The sequence below is a fragment of the Mucilaginibacter sp. genome, from assembly GCF_028288105.1.
Lineage (GTDB): Bacteria > Bacteroidota > Bacteroidia > Sphingobacteriales > Sphingobacteriaceae > Mucilaginibacter.
This window is the reverse complement of sequence record NZ_JAQBOI010000086.1, coordinates 1-21847: the sequence shown is the minus strand read 5'-3', so window position 1 is coordinate 21847 and position 21847 is coordinate 1. Positions and strand designations below refer to the sequence as shown.

The following is a 21847-nucleotide window of genomic DNA, read 5'->3' as shown; positions in this document are numbered from 1 at the left end:
TGCCAAAATCAAATTCAAGGTTTTTGATCGCTTCACGAACAACTTTCCTGTCTTCTTCAGTAATATATACTTTAGTTGTTGTTGGGGCAGCTAACGGACAGCCAGAACCATCTACCTTAGTACCAGCAGGTGTGTTAGGGCATTTATCGTTAATATCCAATACACCGTCACCATCGCTATCAACAGTTAACTTAGCTAAGTTAGCGTTAGTAGTGTTAAGATCATTTCTTAACTGATCGTTCTTAGCTTTTTCGGCATCAATTTGTGCCTGCAACATGGTTTTAGTTTGTTGGTTTTCCCATACATATTCGGTACGCATGGAGTTAACCGGGTTGTAAGTAGCTAATTGTGGTTTGTTAGAACTACCCAAAGCAAACTCTAAACCAATGTGAGCATAAGAGAACCTATCGTTGCCAGATCCTACATTATAACCATCAAAATTGTCTGATTGTACAAAGTTAACCTGGTAACCTAGGTCTAAATTTACACTTGAACCTAAATTAACTTTAAAACCTAAACCAACCGGTACAAACCATTCTTTGATACTGCCATCACCATAGGTAGTGGTAGCGCCTGCAGCATCAGTTGTGGTTGTTTTATAACCCATGTAACCCGCACCGGCAGTTAAGTATGGCTGTATAGAGCTTTTTTTGCTGAACCAGTTAATGTTTGCCAGTGTAATGTTCGCGCTTAATGCACCAGACCAGTTTAATTTGGTATTAAAGCTATTTGGCGTACCAACGCCTACCTGCCCATTAGTACCGCTTACTTCACCACGAAGGAAATCGGCTTGTAAAGCAAAACCAGGTAAAAATTGCTTTTTAATGTAACCACCATAACCTATTTCAGATTGAGGTTTTCTAAAATCTTGCCTGCCATTGGCGCCAAAAATTGTGTATGGGGTTAATAAACCACCATGAACACCTATTGACCACGTACGGAAAGGACCGCCCGAAAATGGTTTAACATAATTTTTAGTGTCTAATGAATCGGTTTGGGCAAATAGTGAACCGCTCACCAATAAACCGGTAAGCAGTATTGAAGCTTTTTTTAAATTTGTTTTCATGTTGTGTTATTTTTGATTGTCTGCTAAACAGTATAGTCAGACTACACCCACAAGGCAACATTAATGCCAGTACAGCATTCTAAGCGTTTGGTTGTTTATTTCAGAGGCAAGTAGGTTTTATAAAACATGATTAAAGTACTATGCCATAACATATTACACTAATGAGCGTACCAACTAAATAATTTAGTCAACTTTTCAGGCCGAAAGGCTAAACATGCACTAAAATGTGCATCTAAAAGCATACAATATGGAGGATTTTATGCCATCACAGCTATGGTGCTGAATACTGTATTGCCTAATTGTGTATTCCCCATAACCGTAGATTTTGCCATGGCAGCTTGCGGGGTAATAGCTTTTGTGAGGAATTTCCAAGTGGTATCCGGGTCAATAATAACCTCTGAGTGGATAGTATTTGATGGTTGCTGTTTCAAAAGTTGCCAATTATCGGCAGCTTTTTGTAAATACCAGTCGCCACCAATGTTGCTGCTTACAGTTATTTTAATTACTGTATCTTCTGTTGCATCAATATTGCGATAAGAATGCGGCAAGGCATACATAAATGTATCTATGCAAGGATAAAATAATTCCTTAGTTATTAAACCGGGGATACCAACTGCATCACGTATCTGCTGCTGGTGATGCCATTTTTCGGTGTATTCGCGCGCAATATCAAACCAGTTTAATGAGGTCTCCTCTCCTGCCCAGGCAACCGAGTATTTAGCCTGTTCAAAAGGTTTTAGTGTGTTTAAATATTGGATATATTGTTTACCGGTGCTCTCCAACTGGTGAATAAGCAATTGCGGGCTAACCCTCTTCATAGCGTTAACCCAGGTAGCGTTCAGTTCGTTTAAATAAGCTACAAGCTCCTGATAACTGTTTATTTGTTTGGCAATTGCCACCTCGTAACCTTGTGCGTACGATATGGTACGTACATTTGTATCAAGCAAGTGCGCGGCAATATCTTTAACCGTCCATAAACGGGCTACAGTTGGTTTATTCCAGTCATCAGCTGATAATGACGTAAGCAGTTCAATCAACAATTCATCCAGTACAGGGAATAAATGTAATGTTGGTATAGGTATAATCTGCTGCATACGGCACTTGATATTGTTATTCGGCTGGATGGATAATTACCTTCCATTTAATATCAGCATCTGCTTTGTAAAGCGTGGCGGCTACAGAGCAATATTTATTAAGCGATAATTCTACAGCTTTATTAGCCTTATCTTCATCAACAGTACCATATAAATGAAATTCTAACGTAATGTTTTGCCATAAAGATGGCTCCTTGCCTGCTTCACGCTCACCGGCTATAACCATTTTGTAATCAATTACATCCTGGCGTTGCTTTTTTAATATGGCAATAACATCAATGGCCGAGCATCCGCCCAAACCCATTAAAAGCATTTGCATAGGGCGTACGCCAAAGTTTTGACCGCCACTTTCGGGGCTGCTGTCCATACGTACGGTGTGGCCATATTCGTCGGTGGCTTCAAAGCCATAGTCGCCGCTAACGCGTGATAGTTTTATTGTAGGCATAGTATAGTAATGTAATAATTATGCTAAGTTATGCTTTTGAGATAATAATAAAATATCAATTCAATATATTGACGCTAAATAAACAGATGGCCAATTGCGGTCAAAAATATCATGAAACAGCTGCTATCATCCACACTCTTTTTCTGCTTCGCAACAGCATGTTTTGCACAAAGTAATCTGATATCGTATGACGATCTGAGTTACGTACTGCATAACAATATCAACAAAGCCGATACATTTTTTACAGCCAAAGGTTATATGCTCACCAAAAAAGATGAGAAAAAGAATATAAGAAAATACAATCTTAACATCCCAGGCGGTACTTATGTGAATATTAACCTGCGAAGTGATGGCAAGCGCATGTTTATTGAGATGGAAACAAACGAACTGGCCCAATATAACATGCTATACAATTCTATATCGCAATATGTAAATAAAGAGAACAGCACCGCAGATGTACAATACTTTAAGGTAAAAGAGCTTGGGGAGATTTATGTTATGGTGAATGATGCCGTACCCTACAACCCTACCCGGCGGGAATATAGCATCCGTATCGTATCAGACAAAAGCATTACGGCTTATAATTAACATTAATACGATTTTTAACCGGAATAACCAGTTTTAAGCCCGACCATATTTCGTCTACAGCACAAACCTTAATGTCTACCAGTCCTATTTGAAGTGCATAATCTCTTATTTTGTCTTCAGTAATATCTGTAACTACTTTTGAGGCTTTTTTAGGCCAGGAAACCCATATTATGCCATCTTGTGTAATTTGTTGCTTTAACTCCGGAAGCTGAAATAACAGTTCGGCATTAGTTTTTGTAAAAAAATGAATAAGGTTCACCGGGCTTTCTTTATTTGCAACAAAATAAACATTCGTGGGCAGGTCTGTAAACAGTGTTAAATAATATCCGGGCTCACCAATAAGCTTAACTTTAAACTCCGATTTTATTCCAAGCTTTTTTGCCAATGGCGTACCCGAATATCCTGAAGTGCTCATGATCGTGTTAACTGATTTAGATGGTGCTGCATATGCACAATATAATCATTAGCTAAAAACTCAACCGTGTTAAATGATGGCCCATCACGGCCATTGTCGCATTTAATTTGTGTACGATTAGCAGGATAGTTTTGCAACACGTGTACTATTTGCCGGTTAACCAGTTCCCAAAGTTTTAGAAGATGGGTGATATCTGCATCCTGGTAATGCTGTGCCTGTACCCATTCTTCTTGAAAATAGATCAGTTTAAAACCCTCCTCGTAAGTACAGCGTACAAAACGTTGCAGGTTAATATGAGCGCTATCAATTAAATGACCTATTATCTCTTTGTTTGTCCACTTGCCTGGTGCTGCTTCGTTTCCCCAATTTACGCTTGATGCGGTATTTTGTAAGAAATCGTTAATAACTGTATTCAAAGTATGGGCTGTTTCTTTCATCGCGAAGCAAATAAATTGATTTAAATATGGTTAATCCTGATAAATTATTCAAAAAAAATTATCTTCATGGCCTGAATCATTACTATGGCCTTAAACTACATCTGGATAGCATTCTTTCTTATTGCTTTTGTGATAGCATTTTGCAAACTGGTGTTTTTTGGTGATGTAGATGCCTTTAAGCTGTTGGTTGATGGCATGTTTGACAGCTCCAAATCATCGGTAATGGATATCGCGCTGCCATTGGCAGGTAACATGGTGTTATGGTTGGGTATCCTTAACATTGGCGAACGCGCCGGCGCTATGAATTTCTTGTCGCGTATTGTAGGGCCGTTCCTTAGTCGTTTATTCCCCGAAGTACCTAAGAAGCATCCTGCCACCGGGCAAATGATGATGAACTTTTCGGCTAACCTGTTAGGTTTAGATAATGCCGCTACCCCACTGGGTTTAAAGGCCATGAGCAGCCTGCAGGAACTTAACCCTAATAAAGAAACCGCATCAAACGCGCAGATCATGTTTTTGGTGCTGCATACATCGGGGCTGCAATTACTGCCCGTAACAATTATAGCACAACGTTTTATATTGCATGCAAAAGATCCTGCTGATGTTTTAATCCCCTGCATAATAGCTACTTATGTAGCAACAGTTGTAGGAATGATAGCGGTGGCTATTAAACAAAAAATAAACCTTTTTGATAGGGTTATTGTAAGCTGGCTGGGCGGAATGACGGCCTTTATTGCCCTACTGGTTTTTTATTTTACGCATTACCTTGATAAAGAGCAAATAACAACAGTATCTAAAGTAGCCAGTAACTTGTTGCTGTTTGCCATACCTACTGTATTTATTTTAGGCGCGTTACGCAAAAAGGTAAACGTGTTCGAGAGTTTTATTGATGGTGCCAAAAGCGGCTTCGAGGTATCTGTAAAGATAATCCCCTATTTAGTAGCCATGCTGGTTGCTATAAGCGTTTTTCGTAACAGTGGCGCGCTCGATTATCTGAATAACGGTGTAAGATGGGCAGCTACAAATTTAAACATGGATACCCGTTTTGTTGATGCCATGCCGGTTGCCTATATGAAGCCTTTAAGCGGATCAGGTTCAAAAGCTATGATGATAAACGTGATGCAAACCTACGGTCCGGATAGTTTTGCAGGCCGGCTTGGTTCGGTATTTAATGGCTCGGCTGATACTACATTTTACATAGTTGCCTTGTATTTTGGATCGGTAGGGATAAAAAAATCCAGGTATGCGATCCCCGCCGGCTTAATTGCCGATTTTGCCGGGGTAATAGCGGCGATACTAATTTCTTATTTGTTTTTTGGTTAATAACCTCGGGAAGTATCACATTTTTTTGCTCATTTATATCAATGCACTTGTAACACAGCCAATTTTGTTTCGTATAAAGATCAGATAAACTATAAGTTTGTATAACAGTGAGGCTATAATACACTTATTATTTCCGCTACCGCTTATGAAAATGATTTTGATGATAATTGATGGGTAAAGCTTTTATTAAAGGTTTATTTCTTGTTTTTTTACCCCTACTTGTAATAACCGCTTCTTCTGCGCAAACTATTACCGTGGGCGCTGTTGACCCGGGACCTTACGGGAGGGGGTCAAGCATAACGCTGCCTATCCATGTGGACAATACATCGGGTTGTATAGGTACTGGTAATACGTTCACGCTCTTTCTCTCCGATGCATCAGGCAGTTTCGCTACCGCAACTCCAATAGGGACTTTTTCAGGGTTTTATGGAACTTTTGTTAATGGTATAATTCCGGCAGGTACTCCGGCAGGTACAGGTTATAGGTTAAGGGTATCATCAAGCTTGCCTGCGCCGGGGATAAATAGTGCTTCTTCTGCACCATTTAGCATAAACGCCGTGCTAGGTGTATCTGCAAGCATTTCATCCCAATTAATTAGTAACAATAACCCCGAAGTATTTGGCGCATGTATTGCTGATGAATCTAACCCACCCTCACCTTATGATTTTATAAATACATCTACAGCTGGAGCTAATGCGACAGCAAGTTTTTTTAATGAGTTAACCCAGGCTACAGAGGCTACTAATAAGCCAATTCCATCATCGTTTGCCGCGGGTTTTGCTAATTATACCATTACAGTGAAAGCTGAAAAAGGGGGTATAATTGGCACAAAATCGTTCATTTTAATAAATAATGTTGTAAATAATGCCTTTAGTGTTAGCGGTAGTACTACTGTATGTTTAAATAGTGCAAGTCAGCTCACATATAATGTTATTATAACAGGATCGCAAGGCATACAACGGAACTATCCCGGTCTTAGTTATAGAGTAAATTGGGGCGACGGAACAACTGAAAATTATACTTATTGCGATATTATTAAAGCTGGTGGTACAGTTGTACATAATTACACATTAGCATCTTGCGGCAGGTCAGTTAACGGGCAGAACAATGTTTTTAAAGTAGATTTACAGCCAATAAGTCCATATTGCCCAAATATTGTTACCCCATTAACAAGTTATGCTAAGGTTTTAGCGCCACCAAAAAATGACTTCACACACCCAATAGCCGCTTGTGTTGGTTCTGAAGTAACCTTTGTAAATATATCAGATCCGGGTCAGGATCCAACCAGTAACACGCTTAATTGTAAAAGCCTTACAAGTAAATATACCTGGTATGTTGACGGGGTTTCGGTTCAAACAAATTACGCGATAGATCAGCCTTTTAAATACACCTTTTTAACTAATAAAAGTTATAAAGTAAAACTGCGCTTACAAAATGGAAGTGTTGGTTGTACTGCTGAGGACAAGGAATATGATATTTGTATTCAAAAAGCACCCGAACCAAATTTCACCATCCCCACTAACTATTGTTTAGCGACAGGCCCTTTAACTCCTGTTAATACATCGGTAATTGATGAAGTTTGTAATACCAACACAACCTATAACTGGGTTATAGTAAGCGGCCCTGTTGGTGGTGTTACCTTTAATGCGGCCGATAAAATTCCGTCTTTTACCTTTAACCAGGCAGGTGCTTACAAAATAAGACTTGATATTATCACGCTAAGTTGCGGTACGGTAGCCGGCCCTGTAAGAGATATTTTTGTAAATGATGTGCCAAAAGCTGAGTTAGCTGACGGTGCTAATGTTTGCGGCAAGGGTGTAACACTAAGCTTCGATCCAACTGCAACAACCACAAAAACAATATTAGAGGGTACTGCCCAGGCTTTACCAACTACCTACGTATGGACAGTTACCAGTGCTAATGGTGGCACCTTTACCTATGAGGCCGGCAGTACAGCTAATAGCCAATACCCCCGTATTATTTTTAATGACTACGATACCTATACAATAAACGTTGTTCATACTAATGGCTGTGGTCCACCGGCCCCAGATACACAAGTACTAACATTTGTTGTCGCGCCAATGGTATCGGCAGGGCCACCACAGCCAAATGTTTGCGAAGGTACACCTGTAATTTTATCTGGCACACCCGGCGTTGGCGGTTTGGTTACCAACGTGCAATGGACAAGTCCTACGGGAGGTGTTTTCACTACTCCAAACTCCCCAAACACCACCTACACCCCTACTGCTGCCGATATTGCCAATGGGCAGGTAACGTTAACTTACCAGGTAACTACATCACTTGCTGCCCCATGTAATATTATTACCAGCACAGTACCTATTACGATTATTAAAAAAGCTACGGTTACCAATCCAAATTCTCCAGCAGTTGTTTGTAGCGGCGATCCTTTTAATTATATCATTACCGCGGCAAATCCGTTAACAACCTTTACCTGGACGGCAGCCATAACTACTGGGTCAGCCAGTGGTTTTAGTGCCACGGGTAGTACCAATACTATCAATGACCTGGTCACCAATAACATTAATACCGACGCGATTGTAACTTACACTATTATTCCTACATTAAAGGGTTGCGCAGGTACGCCGTTCAATTTAAAATTAACGGTACACCCGCTACCCGCTATTACCGCAATCCCGGTTAATCCGGAAATTTGCAGCAATAACCCGGCAAGCATAACCTTGTCATCAAACATAGCGGGAACAACAACATACATCTGGACAAGTGCGGCTACAAATGGCATTACAGGCGGCACCAACCCTACGGTACCCACAACTGTTACAAGCATACAGGATGTATTGGTAAATAACTCCGGCACATCCGGTACCGTTACCTACACTGTAACTCCTTATAACGGTACATGCCCCGGGCCTTTAAAACAGGTTATTGTTACGGTTAAGCCCGCTCCAAAATCAGACGCCGGTTCGGATGAACCTATTTGCGCTAAAACCACTTATCCATTACATGGTAATGACCCATCGTCGGGCACGGGTGAATGGACAGTTGCATCGAGCCAGGCTGGTTTAAACTTTAGTGACAAAACCGACCCAAATGCTATTGTAAGTGGCTTACAACCGGGCCAGATATACAAATTCACCTGGACAATAAGATCAGCCGACTGCCCGCCAAATGCTGATACGGTTACCATAACCAATGGTGCAGATATTACGCCAAATTTTACGCCAACCCAAACGCAAGTGTGCGGGCCAACACAGCAGGTTATTTTTAATAATACGTCTACCCCTGACCTTCCGGGTACTACATACAGGTGGGATTTTGGCGATGGCACGTTTTTGACAGATAAAAATCCGGTTAAAACATTTACCCCGAATGCAGATGGAACAGATGTTACACGCACCGTATCGTTAACTATCACCAATAATTGCACTGCACAGCCGCCCAAAACTGTGAATATTATCGTAAGCCCGGCCACACCAGTTGCAATAATAAACCCAAGTACTACTCAGGCATGTGGTTCGCTTTCGCTTACTGTAGAAAACAAATCACCGGGCACCAATAAACAGTATGATTTTTATCTGGTGGATGAAAATGATGTAGAAATAGAGCACGTACCCAAGGTTGATATAACAGCTGCAGTATTTCGTACTGTAAATATACCAAACAATGCCAGGTGGCGTGTTTATATGAAAGCAACTAATAACTGCGGGATTGATACCCTATCTTTCAAACATCCAATAGACGTTGCGCCGTCAAACATAACGCCAATAATGTCTATTAAAAACGATCAAAAAACGGTTTGCCTGGGTTCACCTGTAACATTTATAAACTTAACGGCCAACGCCACTGTTTTTTATTATCGTTTTTATGATGAAGCAAAAAAATTCTTGTACGAATTGCAAGCCGGCCAGGCAGATTATAACTATACATTTCCTAACACAGGGCTCTATTATGTATCAATAAAAGCCAGTAATACCGGCTGCGGTGATGCGGAGTCTGAAATGCACTCTATACAAGTTGTTCCTTTACCGCAACCAAAGTTTACCTATACGGTTGATATAGATAACAATGTAGCTTTTATTAACACAACTCCGGATGCAGGCAGTACCCCTGCCACATCCTTAACTTACCAATGGAATTTTGGAGATGGCAGTCCTGTCGATAATAATATTACCCCAAGTAAACATTTTTTTAGTTATGAAAACTCGCCGTACAACGTAACGCTTACAGCCACAACCCCTGGTAACAACTGTTCAAATATAAAAACCTATACCATCGAAATTAAATTTAAGGGCGAACTATTCCTGCCAAATGCTTTTCAGCCGACATCAAGCAAGAGTGAGTTACGTGTATTTATGGCAAAGGGTCAAAAGCTTAAGCAATGGCAATTGCAAATATTTAATAACTGGGGCCAGTTAATATGGCAAACAACAAAGCTGGGGGGCGATGGTGAACCGATTGAAGGATGGAACGGTACTTTTAAAGGCGTAGCTGTACAACAGGGTACTTATGTATGGCAGGCATCAGCAACATTCTTAAATGGGTCTGAGTGGAAAGGCATGTCGTACAATGGATCTTTACCAAAACGTAGTGGGTATATACATTTAATAAAATAAGTGAAATGAGGGGGTTGGCGAAGTATTACCTTTTAATTTTGCCTGTATTGTTGGGCTGTTTACATGTATCAGCACAAGACCACATGTATTCTCAGTTTTTCAACTCACCGGTTTATCTTAATCCCGCCCTAAACGGCCAGTTCCAGGGCGATCTACGCATGAACCTTATTTACCGTAACCAATATACATCGGTACCCGGTGGTTTATCGTACCTAACGGCATCTATTGATTACAATGTACCGCAATTTGGTGGTGGTTTAGGTTTATTGTTTACGCGGAGTAGCGAGGGCTCGGCATATTTAAATAAGAATAATATAGCGGGCATATACTCCTACAGTGTAGGTTCAGAAGATTTTGTATTATCGTTTGGTATACAAGCCGGGGTTACTAACCGTTCTGTTGATTTTAGTAAGCTGGTTTTTGGCGACCAGATAGACCCGAGTTTAGGTTATATACCAGGCTCTACCACAGGGGCCGATAAGCCGGATTATAATAATAAATTTTATTTCGATTCGGGCGCGGGGATAAACCTTACGCTTAAAAACTTTAATATAGGCGGCGCGGCACAACATATTAACCGCCCAAATGAATCGTTTACAGGCATATCTGCCACCTTGCCCATAAGAGCAACAGCGCATGCAAGTTTCCGCTACAACCTTACACAAGATGACAATTTGGATGAGGATGATAAATCTTATATTATCCCATCGGTGGTATTTTATAAACAAGCGCAGGCACAATCCTTAAGCGCGGGCATGCAATATAAACGCCGCAGTATTAATGTGGGCGCCTGGTATCGAAGTGGCGGTTCAGGCGGGCCAGGCGCTTTTGTAGTATCGTTAATTTTTGATCTATTTATAAATAAGGAAGGCGGCGAGAAATTGCGTTTTGGGGTTAGTCATGATGTACCGGCAGGGGGATTAAATTATAGTAATACAAGTGGTACAACTGAGGGTAGTATTGGTTATGAAACCACCTTGCCATCACGATCTGGAGGCGATCATAAGTTTTTTGGCGCAAGCAGGTGTTATGACTTTTATTGATTTTTATTTACTTTCACGGGAAATATTGCTGCATGGCGAAAGCTTACCTGAAAGATAAAACTATCAAGAAAAGATCAGCTTCAAAAGCAGGTTGGTTAATTGCAGTTTTTGCAACCATATTTGCTTTGTTGTTAGGGAAATTCGCCTTATCTGATACCACCAATGCCTTTAGTGGCCTGCCGGATAGTGATGCCGCTTATGGTGTAGCGAAAGAATTTATCCAACCTACGGTGCTTTCAACCAATATTTCTTTCTCAGATTCGGAGTATAAATTCGCCAAAAAATCAGATTCGGTTTATGTTATTAAATCATTCTATACCACAACAGATAAGGATGGCGAAAGTTCTAAAACAAACTTTACTATTACGTTAAAATATAACGGTGGGGCTGGTGCGCAAACATCTAACTGGGCCATGCTTAATTTAGACCAGGATAACTGATCTTTATCCACATAATTTATTTGTATGGAAACCGAGAACGAGCTTTTAGTTAGTGCGGAAGCACACATAGCCCACGCACAGTATCAAACTATTGTAACCAGCGATAATCACACCATAATAGCCGATGAACCTGCAGAGCTTGGCGGTACAGACAAAGGCATGTCGCCTTATAATCTATTATTGGCCAGTTTGGCAAGCTGTACGGTTATAACCTTGCGTATGTATATCGATCGCAAAATGTGGATCGTTGATGAAATAGCCATTAATCTTGATCTTTTCAAAAATCAAAATGGGGTATTGATCGAGAGCAAGCTTACCTTTAAAGGGGAAATAACTGATGAGCAAAGAAAGAGGTTGATAACCATCGCAAATGCCTGCCCTATCCATAAAATATTAGTGGGTAATATTGTTATTAATACCAGTATAGAAGGGGTTTAAGCGATTTATTTTAAACCTTTAACAAAAATATCAATAAGCAACAGGCGCTTGTTATGTATTTCGTCCAGATGTTCTTTATGCGGGAAATTTAATTTTTTGTGCGGAAGCGAGCCGCCTACCTTTATACCATGTAGGGCGTCTAAAAACACTTCAACAATTTCAATTGGGTTAGCAACCGGCTTTATATTATTCTTTTCCACTTCGGCCTGTATAGCATTGGCCAATAATTTAATTTCGGCGCCGCGTATCTGGCCAACAGTTTCCCAAATTGTATCGGGCAGGTTTTGTTCGTTCAGGCGGAAAAAATCAAAAAAGTTATAATTGCTTACAATAAAATCATGATGGGTATTCACCTGAAAAAGGAATGCTTCGCGCAGGTCGGTAAAATGCCCTAATTTATCCTCTAATTGTTTTAAATAATCATTGGCCAGTTTACGCATAACAGCCATATATAATTCACTCTTATCCGGAAAATAATAGTAAAGCAAGGCTTTTGACATAGAAAGGTCACCGGCAATTTCGTTCATTGTGGTTTTTGAATAGCCATAATGAAGAAAGCGTTGATACGATGCTTCTAAAATTTTTTCGCGTTTAATGTCTTGCTGGTCGTTTGATGCGTTCATCCTATTAAATAGTCCTGACTTTTTTAACAAAACTATCAAATTTCCAATCAATTATTTATGATCGGCTTAAAAGATGATTTTAAAATGTAAAAACTACAGGTCTTTAGCAAGCGCGGTACCGGCAGTAATAACTATGATATCTTCAATTATGCCAATAACCGGGTCAGGTATCCCGGTGCGTTTGCCAAGGCCGGAACGCAAAAACATACAGCCAAAAGCAGATGCAATTGCACTTGTCCCTCCTATTAAACCACCTATAAAGGGGTTTTTATTACTGGCTTTAAACACAGCAGCACCGCATAATGCACCAGACAAAAAACGCCCCGTTAGCCCGCCCGGGTTGGTTCGGTTTGGGGTGTAAGGTAGCTTATCGCCAACCAGTTCAGCAGCGGCTAAAACTTTAAATACTTTAGACGAGGTAATGGTTTGAATAAACGCTATTGGCGAATTATTTAGCTCATTTGATAGATGACGACTATATACATGGCTAATTACCACCGGTGCCGAAAAGGCGCGCATGCCCGCAATAATACCAAGCCCTGCTGCCTGCATAAAGGCATGTGTTAATTTAACTTCCATAAGCAAAGTACATTGTTAATTCCCCTTAACTAATTTCTCTCTAAAGGTTATCCACGAATCTGGTATTTCTGGTTTTAACGGGAAAACATAAGTGGGGTTACCCTCTACTCGAACGTCATTAGAGTCAAAGTGTTTCACTTCGCCCTTTGCCAAACGGACTACCCAGCAAGAGTTAACACTCATGCCATAATCCATTATAAAATAAGTAAGGCCTTGCCCAAGTGGTGTATACATTATTATTTGGGGATTGAGTTGTAAAATATTCATATTGATGTTTTTGGGTAGATATTTTTATGAATACAATAACCATTCCCAAAATCAACTAAATTATTCTTTGAATTAAAAAATACAAATCAATAGGTAATTTATATTGTTAATACAGGGTAACAAAAAAGGTAATATGAAATTACATGAAGATAATACACTTGGCTCCTTAGGGAGCGCTATAGGAAAAGGCCTGCTGGCAGGAATAGCCGCAACAGCCGTTATGACCCTATCGCAAATGATAGAAATGAAAATAACCAAACGCCAGGCCAGCGATGCCCCGGTTAAAGTTGCCGAAAATACTGCAGGTGTAAAACCGGCTACCCCGCAGGATAAAAACCAGCTATCGCAAGAACTACATTGGAGCTATGGAACAACGTGGGGAGTTGCCCGCGGATTGATTGGCCTTACCGGATTAAAAGGTTTACCCGCTACCCTACTGCATTTTGGCGCTGTTTGGGGCACGGCCATAATTATGCTGCCTAAGCATAATGCCGCCAAGCCAATTAACCAACAGGAACCAAAAGATATAGCCATTGATGTATTACACCACAGTGTTTATGCAATAACAGCCGGCTTGGTTTATGATGCCCTTGATGCAGGCAGTAAAAACGAAAGAAAGCTGAACAAAATTGCCGGCATGCTGAAAGCCTGATCAGGTATAAGTAAAAGGTAGCAACATAAAAAAAGCCGCACAGGTTACACTATGCGGCTCTTTTTATTAAATATTTGGTTTACGCCTCAATTGCTTCATATTCAGGCTCTTTGATCTTTTCTTTTTTACCAAAGAAATAGTTTTTCATGTTTACACGGATGATGTACATACATGGTACTAATATCAGGGTAATAACGGTTGCGAAACCCAGGCCAAATATCATTGTCCATGCTAACGGGCCCCAGAAAGCTACATTATCGCCACCAAAGTGAATATGTGGTTCAAAGTGCGTAAACAAGCCTACGAAATCGATATTGAAACCTACAGCCAGTGGTATTAAGCCCAATATGGCTGCTGTAGCGGTTAAAAGTACCGGGGTCATACGGGTATGGCCAGCTTCTACAACCGCGTCGTGCAGGCTCACGCCCTGTGCTATCAGCATATCTGTAAACTCTACCAGTAATATACCGTTACGTACCACTACGCCTGCAAGTGCAATAATACCAATCCCTGTCATTACAATAGACATCGTCATCCCAAAGAGGCTTACGCCAAGGAATACACCAATGATACTTAAGAAGATCTCGCTGATGATAATAAACGTTTTACCTATAGAGTTAAACTGTAGCATCAGGATGATCAAAATCAAACCAAATGATGTTGCCATTGCTCCACCCAGGAAGTTAACAGCTTCCATCTGATCTTCCTGACCACCACCCTGCCGTATTACAATACTATCGTCTTTCCTAAAGTTTTTAATAGCCCTCAAAATATTGGCATTTACATCGTTAGGGTTATATGGTTTTATAACACTCGATCCTAATGTTAATACCCTGCGTTGCTGTTTACGTTTAATGTTACTAAAGGTATTAGTGTATCTGATATCGGTAAAGGCGGATATTGGTACCTGGCGTATGGCACCTCCGGTAGCCAAGTCGCGGTAGGTTATCTTTAAGTTACGTAGCTCATCAATATTACTACGCTGCTCTTCCATAGCCCTAACTTTTATCTGATAGTCATCCTCTTTCGTATTCCTGAAATCGGCTGCTTTTGCACCAAATATAGCAGTGCCTAAATTTTGATTTATCTGCGAGGTGCTTATACCTTCGCGGTTTGCACGCTCACGGTCAATATCAAATACAATGTCCGGTTTATCACTTTGCACGTCGGCAACCAGATTTTCAATACCGGCGATGTTTTGCTTATTCAGGTAAGTTTTTAAGCGGCTACCTGTTTTTACTAACGAATCCAAGTCGTCACCAATTATTTCTATACTGATATCTTTTTGTACCGGCGGGCCGCTCGCCTCTTGTGCAACCGCAATTTTAACCCCTGGTAAACCTTGTACCGCGTTACGTATTTTAGCCAAAATTGCTTTTGTATCTTTACCATTCCTTTTACCAAACTCTACAAAAGCAACGGTTACTTTACCTTTGTTTTGATAATCGCCCTGGTCTTCATCTTGTGGGTCTGTTACACCTTTGGTAACGTTAGATATAATTGACGACACAACACTCTTATCGGGCTCAACAACTTTAGCTACACGCTGTTCAATATTTTTTGTTATCTCGTTAGTAGTAGCCTGGTCGGTACCAATTGGCATGGTAATGTAAACATAGGCAAAGTTAGGATCGCCTGATGGGAAAAACTCGGGGGTTTTTCCTATTGTCATTAATAACACAATCGACAGAATAAATAAACCAAACGTGCCTACTAACATAGTAACCGGCCTCTGAACAGCCTTTTCCAACCACTTAGCATACCAGTTTTGAAACTTTGGCCACGCATTATTCTGGAATTTGTCTATCACTTTTAACAGGAAGAAATGATTGATAAGGTATAACACCATTATCAAAACTACCAGGTTACCTACTCCAATATTTATCCAATAACCAATAGCTGCTGCTATTGCCATATAGATCATAGCACGTTTTGTTTTTTTATCAAATTTTGGTTTATCATGCTCGCCCGGATGGTGTGGCTCCATAAAATCAACCGCGAATACCGGATTCATAATATAAGCTACAACTAATGATGCCAGTAGAGTGATGATAAGCGTTATAGGTAAAAAAAACATGAACTCACCAATAATACTATGCCAGAAAGCTAATGGAATAAATGGTGCAAGAGTTGTCATGGTACCAGAAAATACCGGTAGGAACACCTCACCTGCCGCCATTTTAGCGGCTTCTTTAATAGGCACTTTTCCGTTAGCGAAAATACGGTGTGTGTTTTCAATAACCACAATGGCATCATCCACCACAATACCTAAGGCAAGCAGGAAGGAGAACAGCACGATCATGTTTAACGTAAACCCTATCCACGGCATCACCATAAATGCGATAAAGCACGATAGCGGCACCGACAAGGCCACAAATATGGCATTGGTTGTACCCATAAAAAACATAAGGATAACAGTTACCAATATAAAACCAATAACTATGGTATTGATCAAATCATTAAGCGTTGTACGGGTTTTCTCAGACTGATCACCGGTTACCACAATATCCAGGCCTTTAGGAAATACTGTTTTTTGTTTCAGTTTTATCAGTTCGTTTATTTTATCCGATGCTTGTATCAGGTTTTCGCCAGCCCTTTTACTTATGTTAAGGGTAATTACATTTTTAAACTTAGGGTTATCAGTAGTTTTTAAACGGGCGTAGCTTTCCTGCTCTAAAAACGAGTCTTTAATTTCAGCAATGTCACGTAAGTATACAGCCTGCCCTTTAGGGTTTCTTATTGCCATAGCTGCTACCTCGTCGGCATTCTTAAAATCTTGTTTAATATCAATGCTACGGCGAACCCCATCGGTTTTAATAGTACCAGCAGATGATAAAATATTTTCGTTACCAATAGCCTGTGTGATGTCATTGAAACTTATCTGGGCTGCTGCCATCTTGTTCATGTCGACATTTATCTGTATTTCAGGCGTTAAGGCACCAACCTCATCTACTCTTGATATCTCTTTGTAGCTTTCTATCTCGTCTTTTAAAAGATCTGCGTATTCCTTTAAACGCTTCAGATCATAATCACCAGAAATGTTAACATAAAGTATGGGCAGATCGGCAATGTTAACGTCTGATACAACGGGCTCCTTAAAATTATTGTCGTTTTGCGGCAAATCCTGTTTGGCTTTGTCAACCGCATCCTGTACGTCTATCTTCGCATCCTTTATATCTACGTCGGTCTGGAATTCAGCGGTAATAATTGATACATTCTGTACCGAATTGGACGTTACTTTTTTAAGGCCTTTAAGAGATTTTAATTTTTTTTCCAGTTGGCGGGTAACCAAATTCTCTACGTTTTGCGGCGACTGACCTAAAAATGTAGTGGTAACAAATATTTTGGGTATCTCAATGTCCGGAAAATTCTCCTTAGGCAAATTATTATAGCTCACCAAACCCAGTACGGCGATCATAAATATGAGCACGTAAATGGCGGTTTTATTATCTATGGCCCAACTTGAGGGGCCAAACTCTTTTTTAATATCTTTCATATCTGTAATAGATCATGGGTGTGAAAAATTAATTAGCAAACTATAAAACCTTTACTTTATCGCCATCTTCAATATCGGCAGCACCTTCGGTAACTAACTGTTCGCCGGCCTTTAAGCCAGATAATACTTCTGAGCGGCCACCGTAAGTTACACCAACTTTAACTGGTTTGCGCTTAGCAATTCCACTTTCGTTCACAAACACGTAATCGCCCTCTTCTGATTTCTGGATAGCTTTTACAGGTATCACAACAGCATTGTTTTTAGAATAATCGGCTATCTTAATAATAGCAGTCATGTTAGGGCGAAGGGTTTTGCGCTCAGGTAGTTTAATTTCCACTGCAAAACTGCGTGATGTAGGGTCAATAGCTTTAGCAGCAAAAGTTACCTTAGTTTTTAAAGAATCTTTAGCATCAGGTACTAAAATCAAAACTTCATTACCTGTGCCTACCCTGCCTGCATAACTCTCAGGCACATCGGCCTTAACCTTTAATACATCGGCATTTACAATGCGTATGCCTGTAGTACCCGGCTGTGCAACCTGGCCCAGTTTAAGGTCCATCTGATCTATAGTACCGCTGATTGGAGATACGATACGGAACATTGCAGCTTGCTCGCGTAAAGCTGATAAAGCTTTTTTACTTGCATCAAGGGTTGCTTTTTTCTCCAGGTATTGCACTTCGGTACCAATTTTCTGGTCCCAAAGGTTTTTCTGGCGGTTGTACAAGGTTTGGTTAAGGGAAACCGTTGCTTCGTTTTGTGCAATTGTTTGCCTTTGCGCACTGTTATCTAATTGTGCAAGTACCTGGCCTTTTGATACGTGTTGGCCAACTTTTACATATATAGCCGTAATAGTACCTGTCGATTGAGGGTAAGCGGTAACATTATCCTGCGCATCAATTTTACCTTGTATTTGTACATAGTTGGTAAATGAACCGGTTTTAACTTCTGCAACACCTACTTCAATTGCTTTTGTGGAATCGGTAGTACCAACCTCTGCTTGCAGCTTAGTAATTTTTGTATTTAATTCCGCTTGTTGCTTCTGCAGATCAGCCAGCTCTGTTTTTTTATCTTTTGGTTTGCTTGAGCAAGCTGCCAGTAACAGTAATGCCGGTATGTATATTAATTTTTTCATTTGTATTTTAGTATATATGGTTTAGATTATTGTTATTGAATTCTTCCGTAAGCCCTGTCAAGATCTACCCTGCTTACAAGGGCGTCGTACAAACTTTGTACGTATGTATTATCGGCACTTTCAAGCGCGGTTTGTGCTTGTGTAACTTCAATGCTCGATCCTACCCCTTGCTCATATTTAATCTTAGATACTCTTAAAACTTCGCGGGCCAGTTCCTGGTTGCGTTTTTGGTTATTTAATGATTGTAAGCTGTTCATGTAAATTATTTTTGCCTGTGCAGCTTGTAGGTTTAAACCATTACGCAAACCATTTAAGTTGTTTTTGTTTTTTTGAACAGTGATTTCTGACTGCCTTACCTGGTTTGTACGCTGGCCACCGCTAAAAATAGGTACGTTTAAAGTAAGTCCGACATAACTTGACGGAAAACTGGTGCTGTACAGATCTTTAAAGCTATTGTTTTGATAAGATGCCGTATAAGCTACGTTAGCCTTTAATGTCGGCAAAAACTGGGCTTTCATACGTTTTAGATCAAATTCACTTAGCTTAAGACCGGTTTCAAAAACCTTGTACTCGATCCTGTTTTTATAAGAAGCAGTATCAGCAACTGTTTCAACAATATTTTCATCAAGCTTAATATCATTTAAACCATTTTTAAGGGTTAAGCTATTTTGAATTGGCATACCTATCTGAAACTTTAGCAACTGATAGTTTAGTGCCAGTAAACGCAGCGTATTCTCACGACTCGTAACAAGGTTATTATATTGTACAGCAATACGGTCAACGTCAATTTTTTCAACAAATCCCTGTTTATTTTGGGCAGTTGTTTGATCTACCTGTTGCTTTAGCTGCGCAATGTTGGCATCGAGTAATTTTATTTGCTCGTTGCTTACCAAAACCTGGTAGTAAGCCTTGGTAACCTTGGCTGTAACATCAATTTTAGTACTGGTGTAACCGCGGCTATATAATTCTTTATACGTTTTGCGCCCCTGTAAACCAATAATGTAGCTTGGGTCAAATAAAAGCTGGCTTACATTTACTCCCAGGTTCGATTGGTATTTAACACCAAATTTTACGGGGATAAAAGTACCTGCCGGCGCACCAAAAAATTCGCCGGGTAGCAATGTAGTAGGTATTTTTAAATAATCCTGGAAAGAGGCGGTACCATCTATCTGAGGAAACCCCTGCCCTATTAATTCTTTAACATAGTAATCAGCGTTTTTAACATCCAATCCGGAATTTACAACAGAGTCTTTATGTGTTAGGGCATAATCAATAGCTTCCTGAACCGAAAAATTATAAGTTTGAGGCGCTGGCTGGGTTTGTGAATAACCTTGCAAGGCTCCCGTTATGCATATTAGTAAGGTGAATATTCGTTTCATTTATTATGTATGATAGGTTATTATGTATGTCTTCTTTTATTATGTTACAAAACAATTTGTTTAATTGACAACTGTATGTCAGCAGTGTACATGTTTATTAATTTAATTGTTCAACGTGTACATTTTTATACTGATCTAATAGCTCGTGGCCTTTTATTGTACAAATGCCATAGTTAAAATGCTCAAGTAACTGGTATTGCACCCGCCAGGTACTAAACTGCGATACTGGGAATATTGAAGCGTTAAAGCCCATCTCTACCTGGTTAACACGCATTTTGGCCAGTATCCTTACATCAATATCAGGCCTTATGAATCCTTGTTTTATACCTTTAGTCAACAATTCCTCTAAAGTTTTTACCAGCACATCCGCTTTAAATTTTTGAAACTCTGCCCATGCTTCAGGGTGATATTTCTGCAAATCGTGTACAACAATCGGGTTGATGCGAGAAAAAATCTCTTCCGAGCATTTCATCATGTTTATCATCTCCTCAATTACGTTGGCCGAGCTCTGAATGATACTGTTTATCTGACATTCGTCATCAATCAGTTTTTTCTTTACCAGCGCCATTACCAGATCATTTTTATCATTAAAAAAATGATAAATGGTTTTTTTTGACATACCCAAATGTTTGGCTATATCATCCATGGTTACGCTTTTAATTCCTGCTTGTAAAAACAAGTCTTCGCCACCCTGAATTATTCTCTCTATTTGACCGTTTGACATTATGGGTCAAAACTATGGAAACATTTTTAGATTTCAAAGTTTCCATACCAAATTACTTTACATTGACATTTTACAGTTTATGTTATCTTTGCAAAAATTGATTTACATGGAATTGAATTCCCTTTCTGCTATATCCCCTATCGACGGTCGCTACCGTAACACCACATCAGCTTTGGCTGCCTACTTTTCAGAATACGCCCTTATTAAATACAGGGTATTCATCGAGGTGGAATATTTTATAGGCCTTTGCGAGCATCCTTTAAAGCAGCTGCAAGGTTTTGATAAAAATAAAACAGAAAAGTTACGGGATATTTACAGAAATTTTACCGAACAGGATGCCGTCGCAATAAAAGAGATTGAAAAAACAACTAATCATGATGTAAAAGCGGTTGAATATTTTATCAAAAAACAGTTTGATAATTTAGGTGGACTGGAAGAGTATAAAGAGTTCATCCACTTTGGTTTAACATCGCAAGATATTAATAATACTGCCATACCTTACTCTTTTAAACTTGCGCTTGATGAGGTTTATTATGGCGCTTTTGATGAGTTGCTTAACCTGCTAAAAAAGTATGCTGCCGATTGGGATGCGATTCCTATGCTGGCCCATACCCATGGGCAACCGGCATCGCCAACGCGCCTGGGTAAAGAGATAAATGTGTTTGTTGAGCGCCTGGAAAACCAACTATCCTTATTAAAGGCGGTGCCTTATTCTGCTAAGTTTGGTGGAGCAACCGGTAATTTCAACGCGCACCATGTAGCCTACCCGGAAATTGACTGGAAAGCATTTGGTAATCATTTCGTTAACGATACTTTAGGGTTGCATCGTTCTCAGTTTACCACGCAGATAGAGCATTATGATAATTTTGCCGCGCAGTGCGATGCATTAAAACGCATCAATAATATTCTGATAGATCTTGATCGCGACATGTGGACTTACATATCCATGAACTTTTTTAAACAAAAAATAAAAGCCGGCGAAGTTGGTTCATCGGCTATGCCGCATAAAGTTAACCCGATAGATTTTGAGAACAGTGAGGGTAACCTGGGTATTGCAAATGCCTTGTTTGAGCATTTAGCTGCAAAACTCCCCATTTCCCGCTTACAGCGCGAT

The 21847-nt window shown here is 40.0% G+C and carries 20 protein-coding genes; 8 read left to right on the top strand and 12 right to left on the bottom strand.

What is annotated here, in order from left to right:
• The 3 genes from JWQ85_RS06085 to JWQ85_RS06075 form a co-directional block, all read right to left on the bottom strand.
• A partial coding sequence (locus JWQ85_RS06085) for an OmpA family protein (protein ID WP_299465488.1) occupies positions 1-1066 on the bottom strand: 1066 nt, incomplete at its 3' end.
• A gap of 257 nt (positions 1067-1323) precedes the next feature.
• Positions 1324-2160 carry a maleylpyruvate isomerase N-terminal domain-containing protein gene (locus JWQ85_RS06080; RefSeq protein ID WP_299465485.1) on the bottom strand — a complete coding sequence of 279 codons (837 nt, stop codon included), beginning with the start codon at positions 2158-2160 and terminating at the stop codon, positions 1324-1326.
• A gap of 16 nt (positions 2161-2176) precedes the next feature.
• Positions 2177-2605 (bottom strand): OsmC family protein, encoded by a 429-nt coding sequence (locus JWQ85_RS06075; RefSeq protein WP_299465482.1) that lies wholly within the window; start codon positions 2603-2605, stop codon positions 2177-2179.
• Between the two features lie 111 nt (positions 2606-2716).
• Here JWQ85_RS06075 and JWQ85_RS06070 point away from each other — a divergent pair, with 111 nt between their 5' ends.
• Positions 2717-3193, top strand: coding sequence for a hypothetical protein (locus JWQ85_RS06070; protein ID WP_299465479.1), 477 nt, complete (start codon positions 2717-2719; stop codon positions 3191-3193).
• Here the strand turns inward: JWQ85_RS06070 and JWQ85_RS06065 are convergent.
• Positions 3177-3608, bottom strand: coding sequence for a DUF3052 family protein (locus JWQ85_RS06065; protein WP_299465476.1), 432 nt, complete (start codon positions 3606-3608; stop codon positions 3177-3179). The genes JWQ85_RS06070 and JWQ85_RS06065 overlap by 17 nt on opposite strands.
• Positions 3605-4045 carry a DinB family protein gene (locus JWQ85_RS06060; protein ID WP_299465473.1) on the bottom strand — a complete coding sequence of 147 codons (441 nt, stop codon included), beginning with the start codon at positions 4043-4045 and terminating at the stop codon, positions 3605-3607. The genes JWQ85_RS06065 and JWQ85_RS06060 overlap by 4 nt, the downstream gene beginning before the upstream one ends.
• Positions 4046-4129: 84 nt before the next feature.
• Here JWQ85_RS06060 and JWQ85_RS06055 point away from each other — a divergent pair, with 84 nt between their 5' ends.
• The 5 genes from JWQ85_RS06055 (at position 4130) to JWQ85_RS06035 (ending at position 11881) form a co-directional block, all read left to right on the top strand.
• Entirely contained in the window at positions 4130-5368 is a 1239-nt protein-coding gene (locus tag JWQ85_RS06055) for a nucleoside recognition domain-containing protein (RefSeq protein ID WP_299465470.1), read from the top strand.
• Positions 5369-5538: 170 nt separating this feature from the next.
• A complete protein-coding gene (locus tag JWQ85_RS06050; protein ID WP_299465467.1) occupies positions 5539-9960 on the top strand; it encodes a PKD-like domain-containing protein in 4422 nt (1473 codons plus the stop codon).
• Between the two features lie 5 nt (positions 9961-9965).
• Positions 9966-11003, top strand: coding sequence for a PorP/SprF family type IX secretion system membrane protein (locus JWQ85_RS06045; RefSeq protein WP_299465464.1), 1038 nt, complete (start codon positions 9966-9968; stop codon positions 11001-11003).
• Positions 11004-11035: 32 nt separating this feature from the next.
• A complete protein-coding gene (locus tag JWQ85_RS06040; protein ID WP_299465461.1) occupies positions 11036-11443 on the top strand; it encodes a hypothetical protein in 408 nt (135 codons plus the stop codon).
• A gap of 24 nt (positions 11444-11467) precedes the next feature.
• The gene (locus JWQ85_RS06035; RefSeq protein ID WP_299465458.1) at positions 11468-11881 is read left to right on the top strand and encodes an OsmC family protein; all 414 of its coding nucleotides are present in this window, start codon (positions 11468-11470) and stop codon (positions 11879-11881) included.
• 5 nt (positions 11882-11886) lie between these two features.
• Here the strand turns inward: JWQ85_RS06035 and JWQ85_RS06030 are convergent, their stop codons facing one another.
• The 3 genes from JWQ85_RS06030 to JWQ85_RS06020 all read right to left on the bottom strand — a co-directional run bounded on the left by JWQ85_RS06030 (position 11887) and on the right by JWQ85_RS06020 (position 13317).
• Positions 11887-12504: a TetR/AcrR family transcriptional regulator gene (locus tag JWQ85_RS06030; RefSeq protein ID WP_299465455.1), complete on the bottom strand. Its 618-nt coding sequence runs from the start codon at positions 12502-12504 to the stop codon at positions 11887-11889.
• Between the two features lie 93 nt (positions 12505-12597).
• Positions 12598-13083 (bottom strand): DUF4126 family protein, encoded by a 486-nt coding sequence (locus tag JWQ85_RS06025; RefSeq protein WP_299465452.1) that lies wholly within the window; start codon positions 13081-13083, stop codon positions 12598-12600.
• A 15-nt stretch (positions 13084-13098) separates the two neighbouring features.
• Positions 13099-13317: a hypothetical protein gene (locus JWQ85_RS06020; protein WP_299465449.1), complete on the bottom strand. Its 219-nt coding sequence runs from the start codon at positions 13315-13317 to the stop codon at positions 13099-13101.
• A 166-nt stretch (positions 13318-13483) separates the two neighbouring features.
• On the opposite strand from JWQ85_RS06020, the gene JWQ85_RS06015 reads away from it, so the two are divergent.
• Positions 13484-14002: a hypothetical protein gene (locus tag JWQ85_RS06015; RefSeq protein ID WP_299465447.1), complete on the top strand. Its 519-nt coding sequence runs from the start codon at positions 13484-13486 to the stop codon at positions 14000-14002.
• Positions 14003-14081: 79 nt separating this feature from the next.
• Here the strand turns inward: JWQ85_RS06015 and JWQ85_RS06010 are convergent, their stop codons facing one another.
• The 4 genes from JWQ85_RS06010 to JWQ85_RS05995 form a co-directional block, all read right to left on the bottom strand.
• On the bottom strand, positions 14082-17498 hold the full coding sequence (locus tag JWQ85_RS06010) for an efflux RND transporter permease subunit (protein WP_299465446.1): 3417 nt from the start codon (positions 17496-17498) through the stop codon (positions 14082-14084).
• 40 nt (positions 17499-17538) lie between these two features.
• On the bottom strand, positions 17539-18630 hold the full coding sequence (locus JWQ85_RS06005) for an efflux RND transporter periplasmic adaptor subunit (protein ID WP_299465444.1): 1092 nt from the start codon (positions 18628-18630) through the stop codon (positions 17539-17541).
• 32 nt (positions 18631-18662) lie between these two features.
• The gene (locus JWQ85_RS06000; protein WP_299465441.1) at positions 18663-20009 is read right to left on the bottom strand and encodes a TolC family protein; all 1347 of its coding nucleotides are present in this window, start codon (positions 20007-20009) and stop codon (positions 18663-18665) included.
• Between the two features lie 97 nt (positions 20010-20106).
• Positions 20107-20733 carry a TetR/AcrR family transcriptional regulator gene (locus JWQ85_RS05995; RefSeq protein WP_299465438.1) on the bottom strand — a complete coding sequence of 209 codons (627 nt, stop codon included), beginning with the start codon at positions 20731-20733 and terminating at the stop codon, positions 20107-20109.
• Between the two features lie 106 nt (positions 20734-20839).
• Here JWQ85_RS05995 and purB point away from each other — a divergent pair.
• A partial coding sequence (gene purB, locus JWQ85_RS05990; protein WP_299465435.1) for an adenylosuccinate lyase occupies positions 20840-21847 on the top strand: 1008 nt, incomplete at its 3' end.

Bases quoted from the DNA above. Each gene is read 5' to 3' on its own strand.
- JWQ85_RS06080 (WP_299465485.1), bottom strand. From the start codon at position 2,160: ATGCAGCAGATTATACCTATACCAACATTACATTTATTCCCTGTACTG.
- JWQ85_RS06075 (WP_299465482.1), bottom strand. From the start codon at position 2,605: ATGCCTACAATAAAACTATCACGCGTTAGCGGCGACTATGGCTTTGAA.
- JWQ85_RS06070 (WP_299465479.1), top strand. From the start codon at position 2,717: ATGAAACAGCTGCTATCATCCACACTCTTTTTCTGCTTCGCAACAGCA.
- JWQ85_RS06065 (WP_299465476.1), bottom strand. From the start codon at position 3,608: ATGAGCACTTCAGGATATTCGGGTACGCCATTGGCAAAAAAGCTTGGA.
- JWQ85_RS06060 (WP_299465473.1), bottom strand. From the start codon at position 4,045: ATGAAAGAAACAGCCCATACTTTGAATACAGTTATTAACGATTTCTTA.
- JWQ85_RS06055 (WP_299465470.1), top strand. From the start codon at position 4,130: ATGGCCTTAAACTACATCTGGATAGCATTCTTTCTTATTGCTTTTGTG.
- JWQ85_RS06050 (WP_299465467.1), top strand. From the start codon at position 5,539: ATGGGTAAAGCTTTTATTAAAGGTTTATTTCTTGTTTTTTTACCCCTA.
- JWQ85_RS06045 (WP_299465464.1), top strand. From the start codon at position 9,966: ATGAGGGGGTTGGCGAAGTATTACCTTTTAATTTTGCCTGTATTGTTG.
- JWQ85_RS06040 (WP_299465461.1), top strand. From the start codon at position 11,036: ATGGCGAAAGCTTACCTGAAAGATAAAACTATCAAGAAAAGATCAGCT.
- JWQ85_RS06035 (WP_299465458.1), top strand. From the start codon at position 11,468: ATGGAAACCGAGAACGAGCTTTTAGTTAGTGCGGAAGCACACATAGCC.
- JWQ85_RS06030 (WP_299465455.1), bottom strand. From the start codon at position 12,504: ATGAACGCATCAAACGACCAGCAAGACATTAAACGCGAAAAAATTTTA.
- JWQ85_RS06025 (WP_299465452.1), bottom strand. From the start codon at position 13,083: ATGGAAGTTAAATTAACACATGCCTTTATGCAGGCAGCAGGGCTTGGT.
- JWQ85_RS06020 (WP_299465449.1), bottom strand. From the start codon at position 13,317: ATGTATACACCACTTGGGCAAGGCCTTACTTATTTTATAATGGATTAT.
- JWQ85_RS06015 (WP_299465447.1), top strand. From the start codon at position 13,484: ATGAAATTACATGAAGATAATACACTTGGCTCCTTAGGGAGCGCTATA.
- JWQ85_RS06010 (WP_299465446.1), bottom strand. From the start codon at position 17,498: ATGAAAGATATTAAAAAAGAGTTTGGCCCCTCAAGTTGGGCCATAGAT.
- JWQ85_RS06005 (WP_299465444.1), bottom strand. From the start codon at position 18,630: ATGAAAAAATTAATATACATACCGGCATTACTGTTACTGGCAGCTTGC.
- JWQ85_RS06000 (WP_299465441.1), bottom strand. From the start codon at position 20,009: ATGAAACGAATATTCACCTTACTAATATGCATAACGGGAGCCTTGCAA.
- JWQ85_RS05995 (WP_299465438.1), bottom strand. From the start codon at position 20,733: ATGTCAAACGGTCAAATAGAGAGAATAATTCAGGGTGGCGAAGACTTG.